The 19,467-nt window shown below is 36.5% G+C and carries 21 protein-coding genes and 1 other annotated feature; all 21 genes read left to right on the top strand.

The window, feature by feature from the left end:
• Window positions 1-11: 11 nt before the first annotated feature.
• A complete protein-coding gene (locus tag ILT06_RS02245; protein ID WP_064474689.1) occupies window positions 12-587 on the top strand; it encodes a Maf family protein in 576 nt (191 codons plus the stop codon).
• A 46-nt stretch (window positions 588-633) separates the two neighbouring features.
• Window positions 634-1,311, top strand: coding sequence for a DNA repair protein RadC (gene radC, locus ILT06_RS02250; RefSeq protein WP_064474690.1), 678 nt, complete (start codon window positions 634-636; stop codon window positions 1,309-1,311).
• 157 nt (window positions 1,312-1,468) lie between these two features.
• Window positions 1,469-2,488: a cell shape-determining protein MreB gene (mreB, locus tag ILT06_RS02255; protein ID WP_000466737.1), complete on the top strand. Its 1,020-nt coding sequence runs from the start codon at window positions 1,469-1,471 to the stop codon at window positions 2,486-2,488.
• A gap of 41 nt (window positions 2,489-2,529) precedes the next feature.
• Window positions 2,530-3,381, top strand: a complete 852-nt coding sequence (gene mreC / locus ILT06_RS02260; protein WP_088048068.1) for a rod shape-determining protein MreC — start codon at window positions 2,530-2,532, stop codon at window positions 3,379-3,381.
• Window positions 3,382-3,395: 14 nt separating this feature from the next.
• Window positions 3,396-3,941, top strand: coding sequence for a rod shape-determining protein MreD (gene mreD / locus ILT06_RS02265; RefSeq protein ID WP_088048069.1), 546 nt, complete (start codon window positions 3,396-3,398; stop codon window positions 3,939-3,941).
• Window positions 3,942-3,976: 35 nt separating this feature from the next.
• Window positions 3,977-4,663, top strand: a complete 687-nt coding sequence (gene minC / locus ILT06_RS02270) for a septum site-determining protein MinC (protein WP_000391511.1) — start codon at window positions 3,977-3,979, stop codon at window positions 4,661-4,663.
• Window positions 4,664-4,665: 2 nt separating this feature from the next.
• Window positions 4,666-5,463, top strand: a complete 798-nt coding sequence (minD, locus tag ILT06_RS02275) for a septum site-determining protein MinD (protein WP_064474693.1) — start codon at window positions 4,666-4,668, stop codon at window positions 5,461-5,463.
• A gap of 133 nt (window positions 5,464-5,596) precedes the next feature.
• On the top strand, window positions 5,597-6,343 hold the full coding sequence (gene spoIVFA, locus ILT06_RS02280; protein WP_064474694.1) for a stage IV sporulation protein SpoIVFA: 747 nt from the start codon (window positions 5,597-5,599) through the stop codon (window positions 6,341-6,343).
• Window positions 6,336-7,196: a stage IV sporulation intramembrane metalloprotease SpoIVFB gene (spoIVFB, locus tag ILT06_RS02285; protein WP_064474695.1), complete on the top strand. Its 861-nt coding sequence runs from the start codon at window positions 6,336-6,338 to the stop codon at window positions 7,194-7,196. The genes spoIVFA and spoIVFB overlap by 8 nt, the downstream gene beginning before the upstream one ends.
• A gap of 67 nt (window positions 7,197-7,263) precedes the next feature.
• Window positions 7,264-8,652: an Rne/Rng family ribonuclease gene (locus ILT06_RS02290; protein WP_064474696.1), complete on the top strand. Its 1,389-nt coding sequence runs from the start codon at window positions 7,264-7,266 to the stop codon at window positions 8,650-8,652.
• Window positions 8,653-8,729: 77 nt separating this feature from the next.
• Window positions 8,730-8,807 (top strand) — a sequence feature (ribosomal protein L21 leader region).
• Window positions 8,808-8,821: 14 nt separating this feature from the next.
• Complete coding sequence (gene rplU, locus ILT06_RS02295) at window positions 8,822-9,130, top strand: 50S ribosomal protein L21 (RefSeq protein WP_000270907.1); 309 nt, start codon at window positions 8,822-8,824, stop codon at window positions 9,128-9,130.
• 11 nt (window positions 9,131-9,141) lie between these two features.
• Window positions 9,142-9,486: a ribosomal-processing cysteine protease Prp gene (locus ILT06_RS02300; protein WP_002008596.1), complete on the top strand. Its 345-nt coding sequence runs from the start codon at window positions 9,142-9,144 to the stop codon at window positions 9,484-9,486.
• 3 nt (window positions 9,487-9,489) lie between these two features.
• Window positions 9,490-9,780, top strand: a complete 291-nt coding sequence (rpmA, locus tag ILT06_RS02305) for a 50S ribosomal protein L27 (RefSeq protein WP_000944957.1) — start codon at window positions 9,490-9,492, stop codon at window positions 9,778-9,780.
• A gap of 63 nt (window positions 9,781-9,843) precedes the next feature.
• Window positions 9,844-10,392, top strand: a complete 549-nt coding sequence (locus ILT06_RS02310) for a sporulation initiation phosphotransferase B (RefSeq protein ID WP_064474697.1) — start codon at window positions 9,844-9,846, stop codon at window positions 10,390-10,392.
• Window positions 10,392-11,675: a GTPase ObgE gene (gene obgE / locus ILT06_RS02315; protein WP_000497117.1), complete on the top strand. Its 1,284-nt coding sequence runs from the start codon at window positions 10,392-10,394 to the stop codon at window positions 11,673-11,675. The genes ILT06_RS02310 and obgE overlap by 1 nt, the downstream gene beginning before the upstream one ends.
• A gap of 250 nt (window positions 11,676-11,925) precedes the next feature.
• On the top strand, window positions 11,926-12,633 hold the full coding sequence (locus ILT06_RS02320; protein ID WP_222654798.1) for a response regulator transcription factor: 708 nt from the start codon (window positions 11,926-11,928) through the stop codon (window positions 12,631-12,633).
• A complete protein-coding gene (locus ILT06_RS02325) occupies window positions 12,623-13,705 on the top strand; it encodes a HAMP domain-containing histidine kinase (RefSeq protein ID WP_088048071.1) in 1,083 nt (360 codons plus the stop codon). Before ILT06_RS02320 ends, ILT06_RS02325 begins: the two co-directional genes overlap by 11 nt.
• 93 nt (window positions 13,706-13,798) lie before the next feature.
• Window positions 13,799-14,575 carry an ABC transporter ATP-binding protein gene (locus ILT06_RS02330; RefSeq protein WP_000114530.1) on the top strand — a complete coding sequence of 259 codons (777 nt, stop codon included), beginning with the start codon at window positions 13,799-13,801 and terminating at the stop codon, window positions 14,573-14,575.
• Window positions 14,550-16,472, top strand: coding sequence for an ABC transporter permease (locus tag ILT06_RS02335; RefSeq protein WP_149173657.1), 1,923 nt, complete (start codon window positions 14,550-14,552; stop codon window positions 16,470-16,472). The genes ILT06_RS02330 and ILT06_RS02335 overlap by 26 nt, the downstream gene beginning before the upstream one ends.
• A gap of 49 nt (window positions 16,473-16,521) precedes the next feature.
• Window positions 16,522-18,432 carry an ABC transporter permease gene (locus ILT06_RS02340; protein WP_222654799.1) on the top strand — a complete coding sequence of 637 codons (1,911 nt, stop codon included), beginning with the start codon at window positions 16,522-16,524 and terminating at the stop codon, window positions 18,430-18,432.
• 96 nt (window positions 18,433-18,528) lie between these two features.
• On the top strand, window positions 18,529-19,380 hold the full coding sequence (gene pheA, locus ILT06_RS02345; protein ID WP_064474702.1) for a prephenate dehydratase: 852 nt from the start codon (window positions 18,529-18,531) through the stop codon (window positions 19,378-19,380).
• The last annotated feature ends 87 nt before the right edge of the window (window positions 19,381-19,467 follow it).

A 19,467-nucleotide genomic window follows, 5' to 3' on the forward strand; every position in this document is an offset into this window, starting at 1 on the left:
AAGGAGAAAATATGAGAAAAATTATTTTAGCATCAGGGTCACCTCGCAGGAAGGAACTGCTTGAGTTAGCGGATGTACCATTTGAAATCATTGTAAGTGAAGTAGAAGAGACGATTGGTGCGTACTCATCACCTTCTGATATTGTTATGTCGCTTGCCCTGCAAAAAGCATCTGCAGTAGCAGAAAATAACAGTGATCATATTGTGTTAGGTGCAGACACAATTGTTACATATGAATCGCGTATTCTTGGAAAGCCTTCTAATGAGGGTGAGGCGAAAGAAATGTTGCAATTATTATCAGGGAAAACACATGAAGTGTATACTGGTGTTGCAATTATAACAAAAGACAAAACAGTCACTTTTTACGAGCGTACAGAAGTTACGTTTTGGGAATTAACAGAAGAGGAAATTGACGTATACGTTGCATCGAAAGAGCCTCTTGATAAAGCAGGAAGTTATGGAATTCAAGGTAAAGGATCTATTTTTGTTCAACATATTCAAGGGGATTACTATAGTGTAGTCGGTTTACCAATTTCACGTCTTGTTCGGGAATTAAAACAATTTAATATTGATATAACCCATGCGTAAAATTGCATGGGATTTTCTTTGAAAGAACAAATAAAGGGGTGGAGAAATGAACGGTATTCGTGATGTTGTCAAAGAAGAACAGCCACGGGAGCGTTTATTGTTAGAAGGAGCTGGAAGTTTATCAAATCGGGAGCTTCTTGCAGTTTTACTCAGAACAGGTTCTAAAGAAGAAACAGTTTTAAAGTTATCAGATAAAATTTTACATCACTTTGATGGTTTACGCATGTTGAAAGATGCAACGTTAGAAGAGCTTGTCAGTATACATGGTGTTGGGATTGCAAAGGCAGCCCAGCTTATAGCTGCTTTTGAACTCGGTAGAAGAATGGTACGTTTAGAATATCAAAATAGATACAGCATTCGAAGCCCAGAAGATTGTGCGAGATATATGATGGAAGAAATGCGCTTCCTGCAGCAGGAGCATTTTGTATGTTTATATTTGAACACAAAAAATCAAGTTATACATAGGCAAACGATTTTCATTGGCAGTTTAAACACATCAATTGTACATCCAAGGGAAGTTTTTAAAGAAGCGTTCCGTCGTGCAGCAGCCTCTATCATATGTCTTCATAACCATCCTTCAGGAGACCCCGCGCCGAGCCGAGAAGATATTGAAGTAACAAAACGGTTAGTAGAATGCGGCCAGATTATCGGAATTGAAGTGCTTGACCATATTATAATAGGCGACCATAAATTCGTGAGTTTAAAGGAAAAAGGTCATATTTAAGACTATGCTTTTTACTTATTTTGTTTTATAATGTGATTTATGAGTTTTTTGTAGAAATTTATCTACAAAAAGGATAAAGATATAAAAAACGTACTGTTTTTATAATATAAAGTAAGAAAAAATGAGTCCGTGAAAACAAGAAAGGAAGATAAATAATATGTTTGGATTTGGTGGCTTTACTCGCGATCTTGGAATAGATTTAGGAACTGCGAACACGCTTGTATATGTAAAAGGAAAAGGTGTAGTTTTACGTGAACCTTCAGTAGTAGCGTTACAAACTGATACGAAACAAATCGTTGCTGTAGGTAGCGATGCAAAACAAATGATTGGTCGTACACCAGGAAACGTTGTGGCACTTCGCCCGATGAAAGACGGTGTAATTGCTGATTACGAAACGACAGCAACAATGATGAAATACTACATTCAACAAGCTCAAAAATCAAATGGATTCTTCTCACGTAAGCCTTACGTAATGGTATGTGTACCGTCTGGTATTACAGCTGTAGAAAGACGTGCAGTAATCGATGCGACTCGTCAAGCGGGCGCTCGTGACGCTTATCCAATTGAAGAACCATTTGCAGCAGCAATTGGTGCGAACTTACCTGTTTGGGAACCAACTGGTAGCATGGTTGTTGATATCGGTGGCGGTACAACAGAAGTTGCAATCATTTCTTTAGGTGGTATTGTAACAAGTCAATCAGTTCGTGTTGCTGGTGATGATATGGACGATTCAATCATTCAGTACATTAAGAAAAGCTACAACTTAATGATTGGTGAAAGAACAGCTGAAGCATTAAAATTAGAAATCGGTTCTGCAGGCGAGCCAGAAGGTATCGAGCCTATGGAAATTCGCGGTCGTGATTTAGTAAGTGGTTTACCAAAAACAGTACTAATTCAGCCAGAAGAAATTGCAGATGCATTAAAAGATACAGTAGATGCAATTGTAGAATCTGTTAAAAATACGTTAGAGAAAACTCCACCTGAATTAGCGGCAGACATTATGGACCGTGGTATCGTATTAACAGGCGGCGGAGCATTACTACGTAACTTAGATAAAGTGATTAGTGAAGAAACAAATATGCCAGTTCTTGTTGCGGAAGATCCATTAGATTGCGTAGCAATTGGAACGGGTAAAGCATTAGACAATATCGATCTTTTCAAAACTGCTGCTCGATAATATTGCAAAATAAAAATCAATGAAATTAAGAGGGTGTGAACGTGCCACAGTTTTTCTTAAACAAAAGATTAATTGTTTTGTTAGTTAGTATTATTCTTCTCGTGGCATTGATTGGAATCTCATTGAAAGAACGGAACAGTTTAACATGGCCAGAGCAGTTTGTTAAAGACACTGTCGGTGTTGTAGAACGTGTATTCCAAAAGCCAGCGAAATACGTAGCTGGATTCTTCGAAAATGTAGAGGATGTAAAGCGCACGTATGAAGAGAATAAAGAATTAAAAGCAAAATTAGATAACTATGCAAAGTTATCAGGTGACGTAAAGCAATTAGAAGATGATAAAAAGAAGTTACAAGAGTTAACTGGTAAAAAAGAGTTGCCTAGTGATTATACTGAAATTCCATCTACTGTCGTTTCTCGTAACCCGGATAAATGGTACGATTTAGTTGGAATTGATAAAGGGGCACAGCAAGGAATTAAAAAAGATATGGCTGTAGTGACTTCACAAGGTTTAGTTGGACGAGTGAAAAGTGTATCTCAGTTTACATCATCAGTAGAATTGCTAAGCTCTATGAGCCGAACAAATCGTGTTTCTGCTATCGTGCAAGGTGATGAGAAGATCTTTGGATTGATTGAAGGTTACGACAAAGAAAAGCACTTACTTCTTTTCACAAAGATTGGCTCTGATGCAGAAGTGAAAAAAGATCAACTAGTTGTAACATCTGGACTTGGTGATATTTTCCCGAAAGGTCTTGTAATTGGAACAATCGTTGATGTTCAGCCAGATCCATACGGCTTAACAAAAACAGCTTATGTAAAACCGGCCGCTGACTTGAATGACGTAGAGCATATTATGGTTGCGAAACGTGCAAAGCCTTCAGCGCCATTAGAATAGGAGGGGGAGAAGAGATGATGAAGATTCTAAAAAGAGCAGCTCTTCCTCTTTTGCTCCTTTTTGTTTTTCTATTTGAAAATATGTTTGCTACTATTGTTCCAACAGAGGTTTTTTGGAAAAATGGTATAGCAGCACCTCATTTCTTTATAATTGTGTTATGTTTTATTACTGTGTACTATAGTCCGGTCCAAGGGATTTATTACGGACTCTTATTTGGTTTCTTATTTGATACCGTATACACAGAACTTGTCGGCATATATATATTTGCGTATCCGATTTTAGCTTATTTAGTTTATAGTGTGATGAAGATACTACAATTGAATTTATTTATTGTTGCTTCTATTGTACTAGCTAGCATTGTAGCACTAGAGTATTATGTGTATGGATTTTTAACTTTGTTAGGACGTACTCATATGTCAGCGTATGTCTTTTTCACAGATCGTCTCCTGTCTACTTTATTGCTAAATGCAATTTTCTTATTGATAGTTTGTTTCCCACTGAGACGATATTTAGTGCGTCTTTCAAAAGCGATGGAAGAAAAAGAAAAAAGGATTTTCTAATTTTATGTCGAATTGAATCGGTGGGGTGAACTTTAGTGGAAGAAAAAAAGCAACAAAATGTAACAATAAAAGGGACAAAAGACGGAATAACGCTTCATTTAGATGATTGTTGTTCATTCTCTGAATTACTGGAGGAATTGGATGAAAAGCTTTCTACACATTACTATGATGGTGATGGGCGCTCTTTAATTGAAGTGCATGTGAAAGTGGGAAATCGTTATTTAACAGAAGTCCAACAAGAAGAGATTCGTACGTTAATTCGTAATAAAAAGAATCTTGTTGTGGATTCAATTGAAAGTGATGTTATCACGAAAGCAGAAGCAATAGCTTGGAAAGAAGAAACAGAAATTGTCCCTATTTCCAAAATTGTTCGCTCTGGACAAGTTTTACATGTAAAAGGAAATTTATTGTTAATTGGAGATGTTAATCCAGGCGGAACGGTTATCGCTGGAGGGAATATTTTTGTCGTAGGATCATTAAGAGGAATTGCGCATGCTGGGTATTATGGGGATTCGGATGCTGTAATCGCTGCATCTGATATGAACCCGATGCAACTTCGAATTAGTGATGTGGCAATGCGGGCTCCGGAAGAGAAAGAAGACGGAGCGGAGGCGGCAGAATGTGCGTATATTAATGAGAACAATCACATTGTTGTCGATCGACTGCAACTTCTCACTCATCTTAGACCTAATTTAACAAAGTTAGAAAGGGGAATTGTATAGCTGTGGGAGAGGCAATAGTAATTACATCTGGAAAAGGCGGAGTAGGTAAAACTACAACGTCTGCGAACATTGGTACAGCCCTGGCGTTATCTGGAAAGAAAGTGTGCTTAATTGACACAGATATCGGTCTTCGAAACTTAGACGTAGTAATGGGGCTGGAAAATCGTATTGTATTTGATCTTGTTGATGTCGTTGAAGGGCGTTGCCGTTTACCTCAGGCGCTTATTAAAGATAAGCGTTTTGATGATCTTTATTTATTACCTGCAGCACAAACGAGTGATAAATCAGCGGTAACACCTGAACAAATGGATGAATTAATACAAGTATTACGTCAAGATTATGATTACATATTAATTGATTGTCCTGCGGGGATTGAGCAGGGATTTAAAAATGCGGTAGCTGGTGCGGATAAAGCAATCGTTGTTACGACGCCAGAAGTATCCTCGATGCGCGATGCGGATCGTATTATCGGGCTTTTAGAAAAAGAGGATATTGAACCACCAAAACTTGTTATTAATCGTGTGCGTAGTCATATGCTTCATGAGCAGGATATGTTAGATGTTGATGAAATCGTACGTACATTGTCAATCGAGCTTCTTGGTGTTGTCGAGGATGATGATGAAGTTATTCGTGCTACAAATACAGGTGAACCTGTAGCGTTGCAACCGAGCGGAAAAGCAGCGTTAGCTTATCGTAATATTGCAAGACGCTTGTTGGGTGAGAATGTACCATTGCAAGCATTTGGACAAGAAAAGGTATCGGTATTTACAAAGGTGAAAAACTTCTTTGGAATCCGTTAAAAGCACTTCGCGCATATGCGAAGTGCTTTCTTTTTTCTTCACACGAATATCTTCCTTTCTTAGCTCATACATATGTACAAACTGTATACAACTGTTTCTATTTAAATTAGCTTAACGAAAGAAAGGAGACAGTATGAAGAATAGACGTGTAGAAGAAATTAAAAAACGGATTGCGAAAAGAAAAGCAGAGCAAGAAAGGATGGAGGAAGAACAGTATTTTGCTGGAGGGAATTTTGATAGTGAAACAGTATTTATTGAAGAAGGAGAAAAGGAAATTCATCCTTTATTTCAAAAAGAAGTATTTTTCTTCAAAGTTTTGTTATCAGCAATATTAGTTCTTTCTGTCGCTATTTTATATAAGAATGCACCCTCTTCTTTCGACGGTGCTAAAGCTGTTACAGAAAAAGTGATGAAAGAAGAATTTCAGTTTGCTACTGTAGCGAAATGGTACGAAAAGCAGTTTGGAAAACCGCTCGTATTTTATTCACCTACTGAGAAAAAAGAAGGAACTATTCAGCAAAAAGATTATGCCATCCCTGCTTCTGGAAAGGTGATGCAAGGGTTTCAAAAAAATGGCCAAGGTGTATTTGTTCAAACAGCTACAAATGCAACTGTTGAGTCAGTGAATGAAGGGCTAGTTGTTTTTGCAGGTAAGAAAGAGGAACTTGGTAATACGGTTCAAATTCAGCATGCAGATGGAACAGAATCGTGGTATGCGAATTTAAATGACATGACAGTGAAATTATATGATTACGTTTCAAAGAAACAAAAAATTGGAACGGTGAATAATGATGCAAATAATAAAAATGGTAAGTTTTATTTCGCGATAAAAAAGAATGAAAAATTTATTGACCCGATTCAGGTGATTTCATTTGATTAAATATAGAGAAGTTTTAACGAAGATTTCAGTGCATCCGTTGTTTTGGGTTATTATTGTCATTGGTATTTTTACGGCACGTTTTAAAGAGTTACTACTGTTATTTTGTATCGTTCTTATCCATGAACTTGGGCATGCTTTTGCGGCGGCACACTACAATTGGCGTATTAAAAAGATTCAACTTTTACCCTTTGGTGGTGTGGCTGAGCTTGAGGAACATGGGAATAAGTCATTGAAAGAGGAACTTGTTGTTGTAATTGCAGGACCTATACAACATATTTGGATGATGCTGGTAGGTTATATAGTGTTTGAAGCTGGTTGGCTGGGTGCGGATTTATATTATTTCTTTATATGGAATAATATAATTATTTTAGCATTTAATTTACTACCTATTTGGCCGCTTGATGGTGGAAAAGTATTGTTTAACGTATTATCATATCGTTTTCCTTATTTACAAGCACATGAAAAGATGATGAAATTATCATGTGTTTTTTTTGGTGTAATACTAGTGTGGCAGTTACTTTGGAATAGTAACAATATTATGATGTGGGTACTACTCATATTTTTAGCGGTGTCGTTATATCAAGAGTGGAAACAAAGACAGTATGCCTTTATGCGTTTTTTATTAGAACGTTATTATGGGAACAAAAGAGGAATTGAAAAGATTGCACCTATTGAAGTGCAATCAGAAGATCATTTATATAAGATATTCACAAAATTTCGTAGAGGGTATAAGCACTCTATTATCGTCCATGGAAAATATAAAGAACATTACACATTGGATGAAAATGAATTACTCTATGCGTATTTTACTGAAAAACGAACAACTTCATCTGTTGAAGAATTAATCGGTTAGTGTTGACGATAGCACTAACCTTTTATTATTGTAAAAGCAAAGAAGATTATAAAGTGAGGAAAGAATTTTGAAAACGTTATATATGAACTATGCAGGATCGGAAAAACGCGTTGCAATTGAAGAGAAGAAAAAAATTGTTGAGTTTTTATGGAAACGAAATGAAGAACAAGAGATTGTTGGACATATTTATGTTGGACGTATCGTAAGAACGATTGCTGGAATGAACGCAGCTTTTGTAAACATCGGTTTAGAAAAACATGCGTACCTTTCATACGATGATGTACCATCTTCTTATCGTATACATGAAGGGCAAGCAGTACTCGTGCAAGTTGTGAAAGAGGCAATTGATACGAAAGGGCCGAAATTGACGGCGAACGTAGAATTTACCGGGAAATATGTCGTTTATATGCCATATGATGAAATGCGTGCGGTTTCTAGAAAAATAAAAAATAATAAAAGAAGGCAACAGCTACTCCAAATTGAGGTAGAAGGGACAGGAGGTTATATTTTCCGCTCTGCTTCTGAAAAAGGAGAAATTGAAGAAATACAAGCTGAAATGCAAAGGTTACAGCAGTTATATGAAGAGCTAAAAAGAAAAGAGGGCCAAGGAAAGGCACCGTTACTACTTCATCGACCAGCGACCTTTTTAGATCGTGTATTCCAAGAGAATCCGATTGAAACGATTGAAAAAGTAGTTGTAGATACAAGAAGTATAGTAAAAGAATTAGAAGAAAAGATCGGAAAAGAAAAAGTATCTTTTTATAATGAAAAATCTTCAATGTTTAACCATTTTGGAATAGAGCGTGAAATCGAGAAAGCACTTCAAAAAATTGTGTGGCTCCCGAATGGTGCTTATTTAATTGTGGAACAAATGGAGACGATGACTGTAATTGATGTGAATACGGGCAAGTTTACTGGAAAACAGAATTTACAAGATACAGTCCTTCGTACAAATGAAGTGGCAGCTGAAGAGATTGCACGTCAATTAAGACTGCGTGATATCGGTGGTATGATATTAATTGATTTTATTAATATGAAAAGAAGAGAAGATAAAGAAAAGGTAAGAGAAAGTCTCATGGCTGCTATGCAAAATGATCGCACATATACAAGAGTGCTCGGTTTTACAGAGTTAGGGATTTTGGAGATGACACGTAAACGTAAGAAACATTCTTTACGCGACGTATTACTAGAAGAATGTGTACCTTGCAAAGCGACGGGGTATGTGATGTCATATGAAACAATTGCGTATGAGTTAGAGAGAGAGCTAATCACATATGGCAATATAGAGGATGAGGCAGTATTAATCGCTGCACCTAAAAATCTGCAAAAACAATTTTTGCAAAAAGAATTACAAAAAAATATTCCATTTGAAATTTATTTCAAAGATGATATGATCGAAAAGTATGCAATTGTCCGTTTTGGAAGTAAAACAGAAATTGTAGAACGGAAAAAATAGTTAGTAGAACATTTATTGACAACCGTCTATGATTCATGATAACATCTTTATGTTATAGTTTATAGCACCTAAACGGCTATATGCTACAACCGCACAAGATAGGTTCCCTAAAGGCATTTATGTCTACCTCGTTTTTGGCGAGTCTTAGTAATTAAGAGGAGGTGCAAGTATGTACGCAATTATCGAAACAGGTGGAAAACAAATTAAAGTTGAAGCTGGTCAAGCAATCTACATTGAAAAATTAGATGTTGAAGCTGGTGAAACTGTTACTTTTGACAAAGTTCTTTTCGTTGGTGGCGAAAACGTTAAAGTTGGTAGCCCAGTTGTAGAAGGTGCAACAGTTACTGCGAAAGTTGAAAAACAAGGTCGCGCTAAGAAAATCATCGTTTTCAAATACAAAGCGAAAAAGAACAATCGTAAGAAACAAGGTCATCGTCAACCTTACACTAAGCTAGTTGTTGAAGCTATCAACGCTTAATTCAGGTTAACATGATTAAAATTACGATAAGTCGCACGAAATTAGGAAGTATCCAATCATTTAAAATGACTGGACATGCCAATTATGCGCCACATGGACAAGATCTTGTCTGTGCTGGAACTACAGCGGTTGTGTTTGGTTCTATAAATGCAGTGGAAGAACTTTGTAATGTGCAGGCAACTATTGAACTCGGAAGTGATGGCGGATTCTTAACGTATGAATTGCCTAATGATTTAGACGTTCATACAGCAGAAAAAGCACAGATACTTTTAGAAGGATTGGTTGTTTCGCTTAAGACGATCGAACTTGATTACGGAAAGTATATCCGTTTAATAGAAAAAGTGCAGGAGGTGTAACGTATGTTAAGATTAGATCTTCAGTTTTTCGCATCTAAGAAAGGTGTAGGTAGTACAAAGAACGGTCGTGACTCTCAGTCAAAACGTCTTGGTGCTAAACGCGCAGATGGTCAAACGGTTTCAGGTGGTTCAATTCTTTACCGTCAACGCGGTACAAAAATTTATCCAGGTGTTAACGTTGGTCGTGGTGGCGATGACACTTTATACGCGAAAGTTGACGGCGTAGTACGCTTTGAGCGTCTTGGCCGTGACCGCAAACAAGTGAGCGTATATCCTGTTGCTCAAGAAGCATAAGAACTCACGGAAAACTCTAACCTGAGTGCAGGTTAGAGTTTTTCTATATTAAGGGGTATCTAAATGAATGAAAAATGGACAATTATAGATGCATTGCGTCATTCAAGACATGATTGGCTCAATCGTATGCAGATGGTGAAAGGAAACCTTTCCCTTGGAAAAGTGGAAGAGATTCATAGTCTCATCGATCGTTTTGTCCAAGAAGCGAGACAAGAATCCAATCTGATAGGGCTATCAATGCCTTTATTTTCAGAGTGGATTTTAACATATAATTGGAAACAGCAGCCGTGCTTATTGGAGTACGAAGTATTAGGGGAATTACATAACTTATCTCACTTAGATGAGATTGTATGTACATGGACGAATCAATTTTTCTCAATGCTTCAGCATAGTTTAGACGTATATGTTGAAAATTATGTTTGTATCACAATTGAATGTGACGCGGAGAATGCTCGTTTCTTTTTTGATTTTCGTGGTAAGCTAACGAGTGTAGAAGAACTACAGAATTGGCTTGCGAACCAAAACAATAAATGGTATTCCATTTCTTATACAGTACGAGACGAAGAAGTCTCAGTTATATTACAACCAATCGAAAAAAGTGTGGTGAAATAATGTTTGTAGATCAGGTCAAGATATATGTAAAAGGCGGCGACGGTGGTAACGGAATGGTTGCGTATCGTCGTGAGAAGTATGTACCTAAAGGTGGCCCAGCAGGTGGCGACGGTGGTAAAGGTGCAGATGTTGTTTTTGTTGTTGAGGAAGGCTTACGTACATTAATGGACTTCCGCTACCAACGTCATTTCAAAGCTGATCGTGGTCAGCACGGAATGAGTAAAGGTCAGCACGGTCGTAAATCTGAAGATTTAATCGTAAAGGTTCCACCAGGAACAATAGTAAAAGATGAAAAAACAGGTGAAATTCTTGCCGATTTAGTAACGCATGAACAAACAGCTGTAATCGCAAAGGGTGGCCGCGGTGGTCGTGGTAACTCACGTTTCGCAACACCGACGAACCCAGCGCCAGAAATCGCTGAGAACGGGGAACCAGGTCAAGAACGTGATGTCACGCTAGAACTTAAAGTGCTAGCAGATGTTGGACTTGTTGGATTCCCAAGTGTAGGTAAATCTACATTATTATCTGTTGTATCATCAGCGCGTCCGAAAATTGCAGAGTATCACTTTACAACAATCGTTCCAAATCTTGGTGTTGTTGAAACTGGTGATAACCGCAGCTTCGTTATGGCTGACCTTCCTGGACTAATTGAAGGCGCACATGCCGGCGTCGGACTTGGACACCAATTCTTACGTCATATTGAGCGTACACGTGTAATCGTGCACGTTATCGATATGTCTGGTTTAGAAGGCCGTGAGCCATATGAAGATTATGTAACAATCAATAGTGAACTAAAAGAATACAATATGCGTTTAACTGAGCGTCCACAAGTTGTTGTTGCAAACAAAATGGATATGCCAGGCGCAGAAGAAAACTTACAAGCATTTAAAGAGAAATTGGGAGACGAAGTGAAAATTTTCCCAATCTCAGCTGTAACGAAACAAGGTGTTCGTGACTTACTATTTGAAGTAGCGAACTTATTAGAAACAACACCAGAATTCCCAATGTACGATGATGTAGAAGAATCTGAAGCAAGTGTAATGTACAAATTTGAATCTGAATCTAATTTTGAAATTACACGCGAAAGTGATGGTACATTTGTTATTTCTGGTTATGATATTGAGAAAACATTCAAAATGACAGACTTCTCACGTGATGAATCTGTACGCCGATTTGCTCGTCAAATGCGTGGAATGGGTATTGATGAAGCCCTTCGTGCACGTGGTGCAGTAGACGGAGATATTGTAAAAATTCTTGAATATCAATTTGAATTTATCGATTAAGACTGCCGAAATATGGCAGTCTTTTTTTTATCCCGCTATTCACCGGACAGTAAGACCCCCACCTCAAAATTCAGTGAAGCAAAGTGAGGGCGGGCTGCCCGTAAAATCCCGGTTGGTGAGGGCTGATTAAAGTTTCACTTTATTGTAAAAGTCTGATTTGTACAGGAAAAATTCCCCACTAATTAAATTTTCAATTTATAATAGAACAAGGAGTGGTTTTGGAAGAATTTTTTATGGGGAGAAAACGAACATGTATAAAATATTAATTGTAGAAGACGATGAAAAAATAGCGGGAATATTAGAGGAGCATTTAGAAAGGTATGGCTATCAATCATTTAGAGCAAGTGATTTACGTCATATAAAAGATGAGTTCGTGAAAATAAATCCTCATCTCGTATTACTGGATATTAATTTACCATATTTTGATGGTTTTTATTGGTGTCGTCAAATTCGTACTGTATCGAATGCGCCGATTATTTTTGTTTCTGCAAGAACAGGGGAAATGGATCAAGTAATGGCAATCGAGAATGGCGGAGATGATTACATTACAAAACCATTCCATTTAGATATCGTAATGGCGAAAGTGAAAAGTGCACTTCGCCGTGGATATGGTGAGTACGCCTCTGTTGCTGAGAGTGATTGTTTAGGTGTAAATGGACTGTTGTTATTTCCGTCCCAGCACATTGTTGAGTGCCAGGGGCAACAAACGGAGCTGACAAAAAATGAATTTTACTTATTAGAATGTTTAATGAAACAAGCAAATCAGTATGTAACGCGTGAAGAACTGTTAGAAGCCCTGTGGGATGAGGTAGCTTTTGTTGATGATAATACATTAACCGTAAATGTAAAACGCGTAAGGAAGAAACTAGAGGAGCTAGGCATTAAAAATGCCATTGTAACGAAACGTGGATATGGTTATGCGCTTCTTACAGAGTGGGGCGAAGGGCATGAAGGTTAAAAATTACCTCTTGGACCGCTTTTCTCTACTTCTTTCTTATATTGTTAGCCTTTGTTTATTTGGGCTCGTTTTGCAGTTGCAAAGTCTTTTAGAAAAAAGATCCATTGATTGGAGTACGTGGTTATATGGCCTTTTATTAGGGACGGTTGTAGTTACTGTATACCTCATTTACGATTATCGAAAACGAAGTATATTTTTAAAAAGAATTGAAAAATATGTTGCCAGCGGAAATACATTACACGATTCTTTACTTATTGATACTTCTTATACGTCAGAGCAAGAGATGGTTGTTGAATCGTTTACGCTATTAAGACAGCAATATATGAATGAAATTCATAAACAACATGCGAAAGAACAACAACAAATGATATTTATGAACCAGTGGATTCATCAAATGAAAACACCAGTATCGGTTATAGAATTGCTTTTACAAAAGTTTGGTAAAGAGCATCGTGAAGCAAGAGCAACAGTTGAAAGTATTCGTGAAGAAAATAACCGCATACTAAATGGTTTAGATTTAGCGTTACATATGGCAAGGTTAGAGCAATTTGCGAAAGATTATAAAGTAGAAGTAGTAAATGTGATAGATATCATCAGGGGTATTATTAATGAAAATCGAAAATCTTTCATTCAATCGTCGGTATTTCCGAAAGTAATGTTTGATGAAGATACTTGTATGGTTGCATCTGATAGAAAATGGCTCAGTATTGCTATAGGGCAAATTGTTGTAAATGCAATTAAGTATACGAAAATTTCAGAAGCAGAGAAAAAGGAAATTCAATTTCAAATTGAAGAGAAAGATCAAAAGGTGTTACTACATATTAAGGACAATGGAATTGGTATTCCAAAGCAAGATGTAAAGCGTATATTTGATCCATTCTTTACGGGAATAAATGGCCGTAAAACGAGAGAAGCGACTGGAATGGGTTTATATATTACGAAGGAAATTTGTGATAATTTACATCACGGTATTTATGTGCAATCGGCTGAAGGGGAAGGGACAACATTCACGTTCCAATTTGCAAAAGATGAAGAATATCATACATTAATGAGAAAAATGACAAAACTGTAAGATAACAAAACGTTTTGTAAGGGAAATCACTCGTTTCTTTTTCTTATTTTTCTTATAGTAAATGTAAGAAGAAAACACATAGGGGGATTAGAAATGAGTGTTCTTGAAGTAAAAGGATTAACGAAGGTGTACCAATCAAAAGGTTCAGTAGCGACGACTGCTTTAAATGATATAAATTTTAAAATAGAAGAAGGCGAATTTGTAGGGATTATGGGTCCTTCAGGAAGCGGGAAAACAACGCTTTTAAATTTATTAGCAACAATTGATAAGCAAACTTCAGGTCATGTGCTTGTAAATGGCGAAGAAATTAATCAAATGCGTGCTGCAAAATTAGCGGAGTTTCGCCGTACACATTTAGGATTCATCTTCCAGGATTTTAACTTACTTGATACGTTATCGATTAAAGAAAATATCATTTTACCACTTGTAATGGCGAAGAAATCTGTAAATGAAATCGATGCAAAAGTGCTTGAGATTGCAAAGTTCTTAAATATCGAAGAAATATTAAATAAAAAAGTATATGAAGTATCAGGCGGACAGCAACAACGTGCAGCAGCTGCGAGAGCGATCATTCATGAACCGACGTTAATTTTAGCGGATGAGCCAACTGGAAACTTAGATTCAAAGTCAGCAAAATCATTAATGAGTGCGTTGCAAGACTTACATGAACAAAAGAAAGTAACAATTGCAATGGTAACGCATGATCCAGTAGCGGCGAGTTATTGCGAACGTATTCTTTTCATTCGCGACGGAGAAATTTTTTCAGAAATACATAAAGGAAGAACGAAACAAGCCTTTTTCCAAGAAATTCTGGACGTACTTGCGATGCTAGGAGGAGAATATCATGAACTTTCGCCAGCTCGCGCTTAATAACGTAAAAGGAAATTGGCGTAATTATAAAGCTTTCCTTATTAGTAGCTGCTTATCGATTGTCGTATTTTTCATGTATGCTTCCTTTATTTATCATCCAGATGTCGTAAGTGGTAATATTAGTATGAGAGGGATGATCTCAAAAGGGCTAGAATCGATGAATTATATTGTAGTCATCTTCTCAGCACTCTTTATTTTATATGCAAATTCAACATTTTTACGAGCAAGAAAAAAAGAGTTTGGTCTATTAACATTAATAGGCGGAACAAAATCTCAACTTGGCCGAATGATTATATTAGAACAGCTTATGTTAGGTAGCATTGCAATTGTAGTAGGTATTGGGCTTGGCATGCTTTGTTCAAAATTATTTTTCCAAGCATTAAGCGTAATATTGAAAATAGATAAAACACTTCCACTCGTATGGAATAGTAAAGCAATTCTTATTACAGCAGGTATATACTTTATTCTATTTTTAATCCTATCATTGTTTAGTGTTTGGACAGTAGGACGCTTGCAAATTATTGATTTATTAAGAGAAGCAAGAAAACAAAAAGTAGAACCTTTTGCATTTACATCGTTATGTGTAGTTGGTATAGGATGTATTATTGTTGCATATGTACTGAGCTTCCAAGTGACATTTATGAATTTTATCATTCTGTTTTTACCGATTGTAGGGCTGACGATAGGCGGAACTTATTTACTGTTTACACAAGGTAGTACAGTCGTATTAAAAGCATTGCAAAAAAGAAAAAGATCTTTTTATACATATCCAAATATGTTCGTACTTAGCAATCTTATTTATAAAATGAAAGATAATGCTCGTTTTCTATTTGTAATTTCTATCATTACGGCCGTTGTATCTTCAGCAGTTGGTACACTGTACGTATTTTTTGAGGATATGAGTTATAAGGCAGTAACTAGTACCCCGCATGCTATTTCGTATGAGGAAAAGGGAATAAATACGCATAATGTCATCAAAGAAGGAAAGGCAAAAGAATTAATAAAAAAATACGGATTTGAAGAAGCGCGAGAAGTAATGTACGTAAAACTTCCTGGAACTCAAAAAATCACGATGTTTAACAGTGAACATGAAGTACCGATGGCGATTGTTTCAGAAAAAGAATATAATGCTGAAGTACGTAAACAAAAGAGAGAGCAAGTTAGAGAAGTTCATAATGCACCAGGTAGTGCAACGATGGTCGTAATGGATATGGCGAACGATATGATGAAGATAGATCGTACGAAACCGTATGAAATTAAAATTAACGGACAAACGCAGTCTGTTCAATTAAATGATCCAACTTCATTTTCTGTTTTTAATGATAGTGAATATCTCATTGTGAATGATCAAGATTTTGAGAAATACGCAAAGCTCGTACCAGATGAAGAAAAGACGAAATATTATGGTTATTATATAGAAGACTGGAAAAGTACGGAAGACCTTGTGTTAGATTTGAAAAAGGAAATTGCACCAGATAAGCAAGGGGAATTAAATAACTCGGTGTTTGCTTATAAAAATATAAGGGAATCAGGAGCAATTACGATGTTTATCGGTTTCTTCGTAGCTGTACTGTTCTTCTTTTTCGCTTGTAGTATGACATACTTTAAATGGTTTAACGATAAAGAACAAGATCGTATTCAATTTAAATCGTTAAAGAGAATCGGTATGACAGATAAAGAAATTCGTAAAATTGCGATTCGACAAATGGGCGTTATCTTCTTTATCCCAATTTTGATCGGTGCAATTCATAGTGGATTTGCTCTTCATACGTTAGGGAAAATGCTTTATATTGATTTATGGAAATCAGGTGCGATTGTAATTGGAGCATACATTGTAGCTTCTGCGATTTACTTTATGATCGCGCAAAGGGGATATTTGAAACACGTGCAAAGCTAGAGAAACCTCTAGCTTTTTGCCTATGTAGTAAGTTATAGGGGGACGATAGATGAACATTCGGCAACTAGCGCTGCAAAATATAAAAGGAAATTGGCGTAATTATAAAGTGTTTTTCTTAAGTAGTTGTTTTGCGATATTTGCGTCTTTTGCATACATGTCTGTCATTGTACATCCGTATATGCAAGAGACGATGTGGTATCAAAACGTACGCTGGGGACTTATCATATGTAATGTTATAATTATTTCTTTTTTCGTCATATTTATTTTGTACGCTACTTCTATTTTCATAGAGGCACGTAAGAAAGAATTAGGATTATATATGTTAATGGGAGCAACGAAATCTAACGTAATAGGAGTGATTATGACCGAGCAAATATTGATCGGGGTATTTGCTAATATTTTCGGTATTGGGCTTGGTATAATCTTTTTAAAGCTCTTTTTCATGGTGTTTAGTATGTTACTGGGGCTTCCGAAAGAACTCCCTGTCATATTTGATGTGAGAGCAATTGGGGGAACGTTTATTACGTATATGTTCGTATTTGTTGTTTTATCTTTTATAAGTGCTTTACGAATATGGAATATAAAAATCATTCGGTTATTGAAAGAATTTCGAGCAGATAAAAAAGAGAAGAAAACATCAATGTGGCTTTGTATATTCGGCTTTATTTGTTTAGGGATAGGATATGCGTTAGCGTTACAAGCGACGGTGACAACGATAGCATTCTATTTTTTCCCTGTGTCTATACTTGTCTTTTTCGGAACGTATTTTTCTTTTACACACGGCACTGCTCAAATATTAGAAATGATAAAACGAAATAAAAAGATTATGTATACATACCCGTATTTATTTATAGTGAATCAATTGTCACATCGAATGAAGGAAAATGGTCGTTTTTTCTTTCTAATGTCAATGGCAACGACGTTTGTAGTTACGGCAACAGGTACGGTATTTTTATATTTTTCTGGTATGCAAGATATGTGGCGGGGCGGGGGAGTACACTCATTTTCTTACATAGAAAAAGGTACTTCTTCTCATGAAGTCTTTGCGGAAGGTGCGGTTGAACAATTATTGCATCAATATGGGTATAATGATTTTCAAACTATGAGTTTTGTTGGAGTGTATGCATCTTTTCAGTCCAATAAGGGAGAAACAGAAGTAGCGCCGCTCATTAAAGAAAGTGAATACAATCAAGAGGCAAGAAAACAAAAACAGAAAACGTATCATCCTAAAAAAGGAACAGTTACACTCGTTTATTATAGTAAATACAATCATCCGTATATGTATGATCAAAAAGAGATTCAATTGCAAGTAATGAATCAACCATATCAATTCGTATTTAACGGTCAGAAAGAAGGGGTTCAATTTAACCATCATCCTTCGTACATTAATGGTCTGTTCTTCGTTATGAATGATGAAGATTTTGACAGTATAGCAAATCAGGTTCCTGATTCTGAAAAAATGATATATAGAGGCTACACATTACCAAATATCGAAAAGACGAAGAAATTAAATGAAGATTTACGGAAACATATGAAACAAGATAATAATGCATTTCGAAGCAATATGGAGTTATATGTAAATATGAAAGAAGGCGGCGATATTACTCTATTTTTAGGCTCATTTATTAGTATATTATTCTTTCTTACTTCATGTAGCATCGTATATTTTAAATGGTTTCATAACATTTCATCGGATCGTAAAGGGTACGGGGCGCTCTCTAAGCTTGGAATGACGAAAGAAGAAGTGTGGAAAATTTCCCGTTGGCAATTGTGTATGCTATTTTTTGCGCCAATTATAGTAGGAAGTATGCATAGTGCAGTTGCGCTATATACGTTTCATAATACGATCTTTATGGATGGTTCATTAAGAAAAGTAGGCTTGTTTATTCTGTTTTATATCGCTGCATGCATCGTTTATTTCTTTTTCGCTCAAAGAGAATATAGGAAACATTTAGACTAGCGAATGCTAGTCTTTTTTTAATATTCGAAATTTACATAGAAGAATATTAAAAAGTATGGTATAACAGTAAGAAAACGAAAAAGAGGGGAAAAGACGATGATTCGAGTAGGATATTTAGGACCAGAAGCAACATTTACAAATATGGCGGTGAGTCGTTTTTTTCCGGAAGCAGAGCATGTACCGTATCGCACGATTCCAGATTGTATTGATGCAGCTGCAAATGGAAATGTAGACTTCGCAGTTGTACCGTTAGAAAATGCCATAGAAGGTTCAGTGAATATAACGGTTGATTATCTTGTACATGAGCAGCCGCTCTCCATTGTAGGAGAAATTACAGTACCAATTCAGCAGCATTTACTTGTACATCCGCAGTATGCAGAAGTGTGGGATGAAGTATATGCGGTGCATTCTCATCCGCATGCCATTGCACAGTGCCACAAGTTTTTAAATGAAGAATTAAAAGGAGTAACTGTTCGAGATATGACATCAACAAGTGCTGCTGCGCAATATGTGAAAGAACATCCTGAAGAAAAAATCGCTGCTATTGCAAATGAAGCAGCCGCAGAAAAATATGGATTAACGATCGTAAGACGTAGCATTCATACACATAAAAATAATCATACACGCTTTCTCGTGCTCCATAAGAAAAAGAAAGCAATACTCCCAAATAACGGAGAAAACCGCGGAGAGAAAACGACACTTATGATAACGTTACCTGCTGATTATGCAGGGGCACTGTATCAAGTGTTATCAGCTTTCGCATGGAGAAAATTAAATCTATCAAAAATCGAGTCTCGCCCGATGAAAACAGGTCTTGGAAATTACTTTTTCTTAATCGATGTCGATAAAGCATACGATGATGTATTATTGCCAGGCGTAACGATGGAACTTGAAGCACTCGGCTTTTCTGTTACTGTGCTGGGGAGTTATTCTTCTTATTGGTTGTAAGGGAAGTGGATGAACTGTCGACATTTCCCTTCTAATCGCTGATATAATTTCATCGGATAATACATTTTGTGATAGAAAAATAGAATC

Source organism: Bacillus sp. 17RED48 (genome assembly GCF_019837545.1).
In the GTDB taxonomy this organism is placed as follows: domain Bacteria; phylum Bacillota; class Bacilli; order Bacillales; family Bacillaceae_G; genus Bacillus_A; species Bacillus_A wiedmannii.

Coding starts and splice junctions, on each gene's coding strand:
- spoIVFA (WP_064474694.1), top strand. CDS start 5,597: ATGAAGAATAGACGTGTAGAAGAAATTAAAAAACGGATTGCGAAAAGA.
- radC (WP_064474690.1), top strand. CDS start 634: ATGAACGGTATTCGTGATGTTGTCAAAGAAGAACAGCCACGGGAGCGT.
- ILT06_RS02340 (WP_222654799.1), top strand. CDS start 16,522: ATGAACATTCGGCAACTAGCGCTGCAAAATATAAAAGGAAATTGGCGT.
- pheA (WP_064474702.1), top strand. CDS start 18,529: ATGATTCGAGTAGGATATTTAGGACCAGAAGCAACATTTACAAATATG.
- ILT06_RS02245 (WP_064474689.1), top strand. CDS start 12: ATGAGAAAAATTATTTTAGCATCAGGGTCACCTCGCAGGAAGGAACTG.
- ILT06_RS02310 (WP_064474697.1), top strand. CDS start 9,844: ATGAATGAAAAATGGACAATTATAGATGCATTGCGTCATTCAAGACAT.
- rpmA (WP_000944957.1), top strand. CDS start 9,490: ATGTTAAGATTAGATCTTCAGTTTTTCGCATCTAAGAAAGGTGTAGGT.
- rplU (WP_000270907.1), top strand. CDS start 8,822: ATGTACGCAATTATCGAAACAGGTGGAAAACAAATTAAAGTTGAAGCT.
- ILT06_RS02320 (WP_222654798.1), top strand. CDS start 11,926: ATGTATAAAATATTAATTGTAGAAGACGATGAAAAAATAGCGGGAATA.
- ILT06_RS02335 (WP_149173657.1), top strand. CDS start 14,550: ATGAACTTTCGCCAGCTCGCGCTTAATAACGTAAAAGGAAATTGGCGT.
- mreD (WP_088048069.1), top strand. CDS start 3,396: ATGATGAAGATTCTAAAAAGAGCAGCTCTTCCTCTTTTGCTCCTTTTT.
- ILT06_RS02325 (WP_088048071.1), top strand. CDS start 12,623: ATGAAGGTTAAAAATTACCTCTTGGACCGCTTTTCTCTACTTCTTTCT.
- ILT06_RS02300 (WP_002008596.1), top strand. CDS start 9,142: ATGATTAAAATTACGATAAGTCGCACGAAATTAGGAAGTATCCAATCA.
- mreB (WP_000466737.1), top strand. CDS start 1,469: ATGTTTGGATTTGGTGGCTTTACTCGCGATCTTGGAATAGATTTAGGA.
- obgE (WP_000497117.1), top strand. CDS start 10,392: ATGTTTGTAGATCAGGTCAAGATATATGTAAAAGGCGGCGACGGTGGT.
- ILT06_RS02330 (WP_000114530.1), top strand. CDS start 13,799: ATGAGTGTTCTTGAAGTAAAAGGATTAACGAAGGTGTACCAATCAAAA.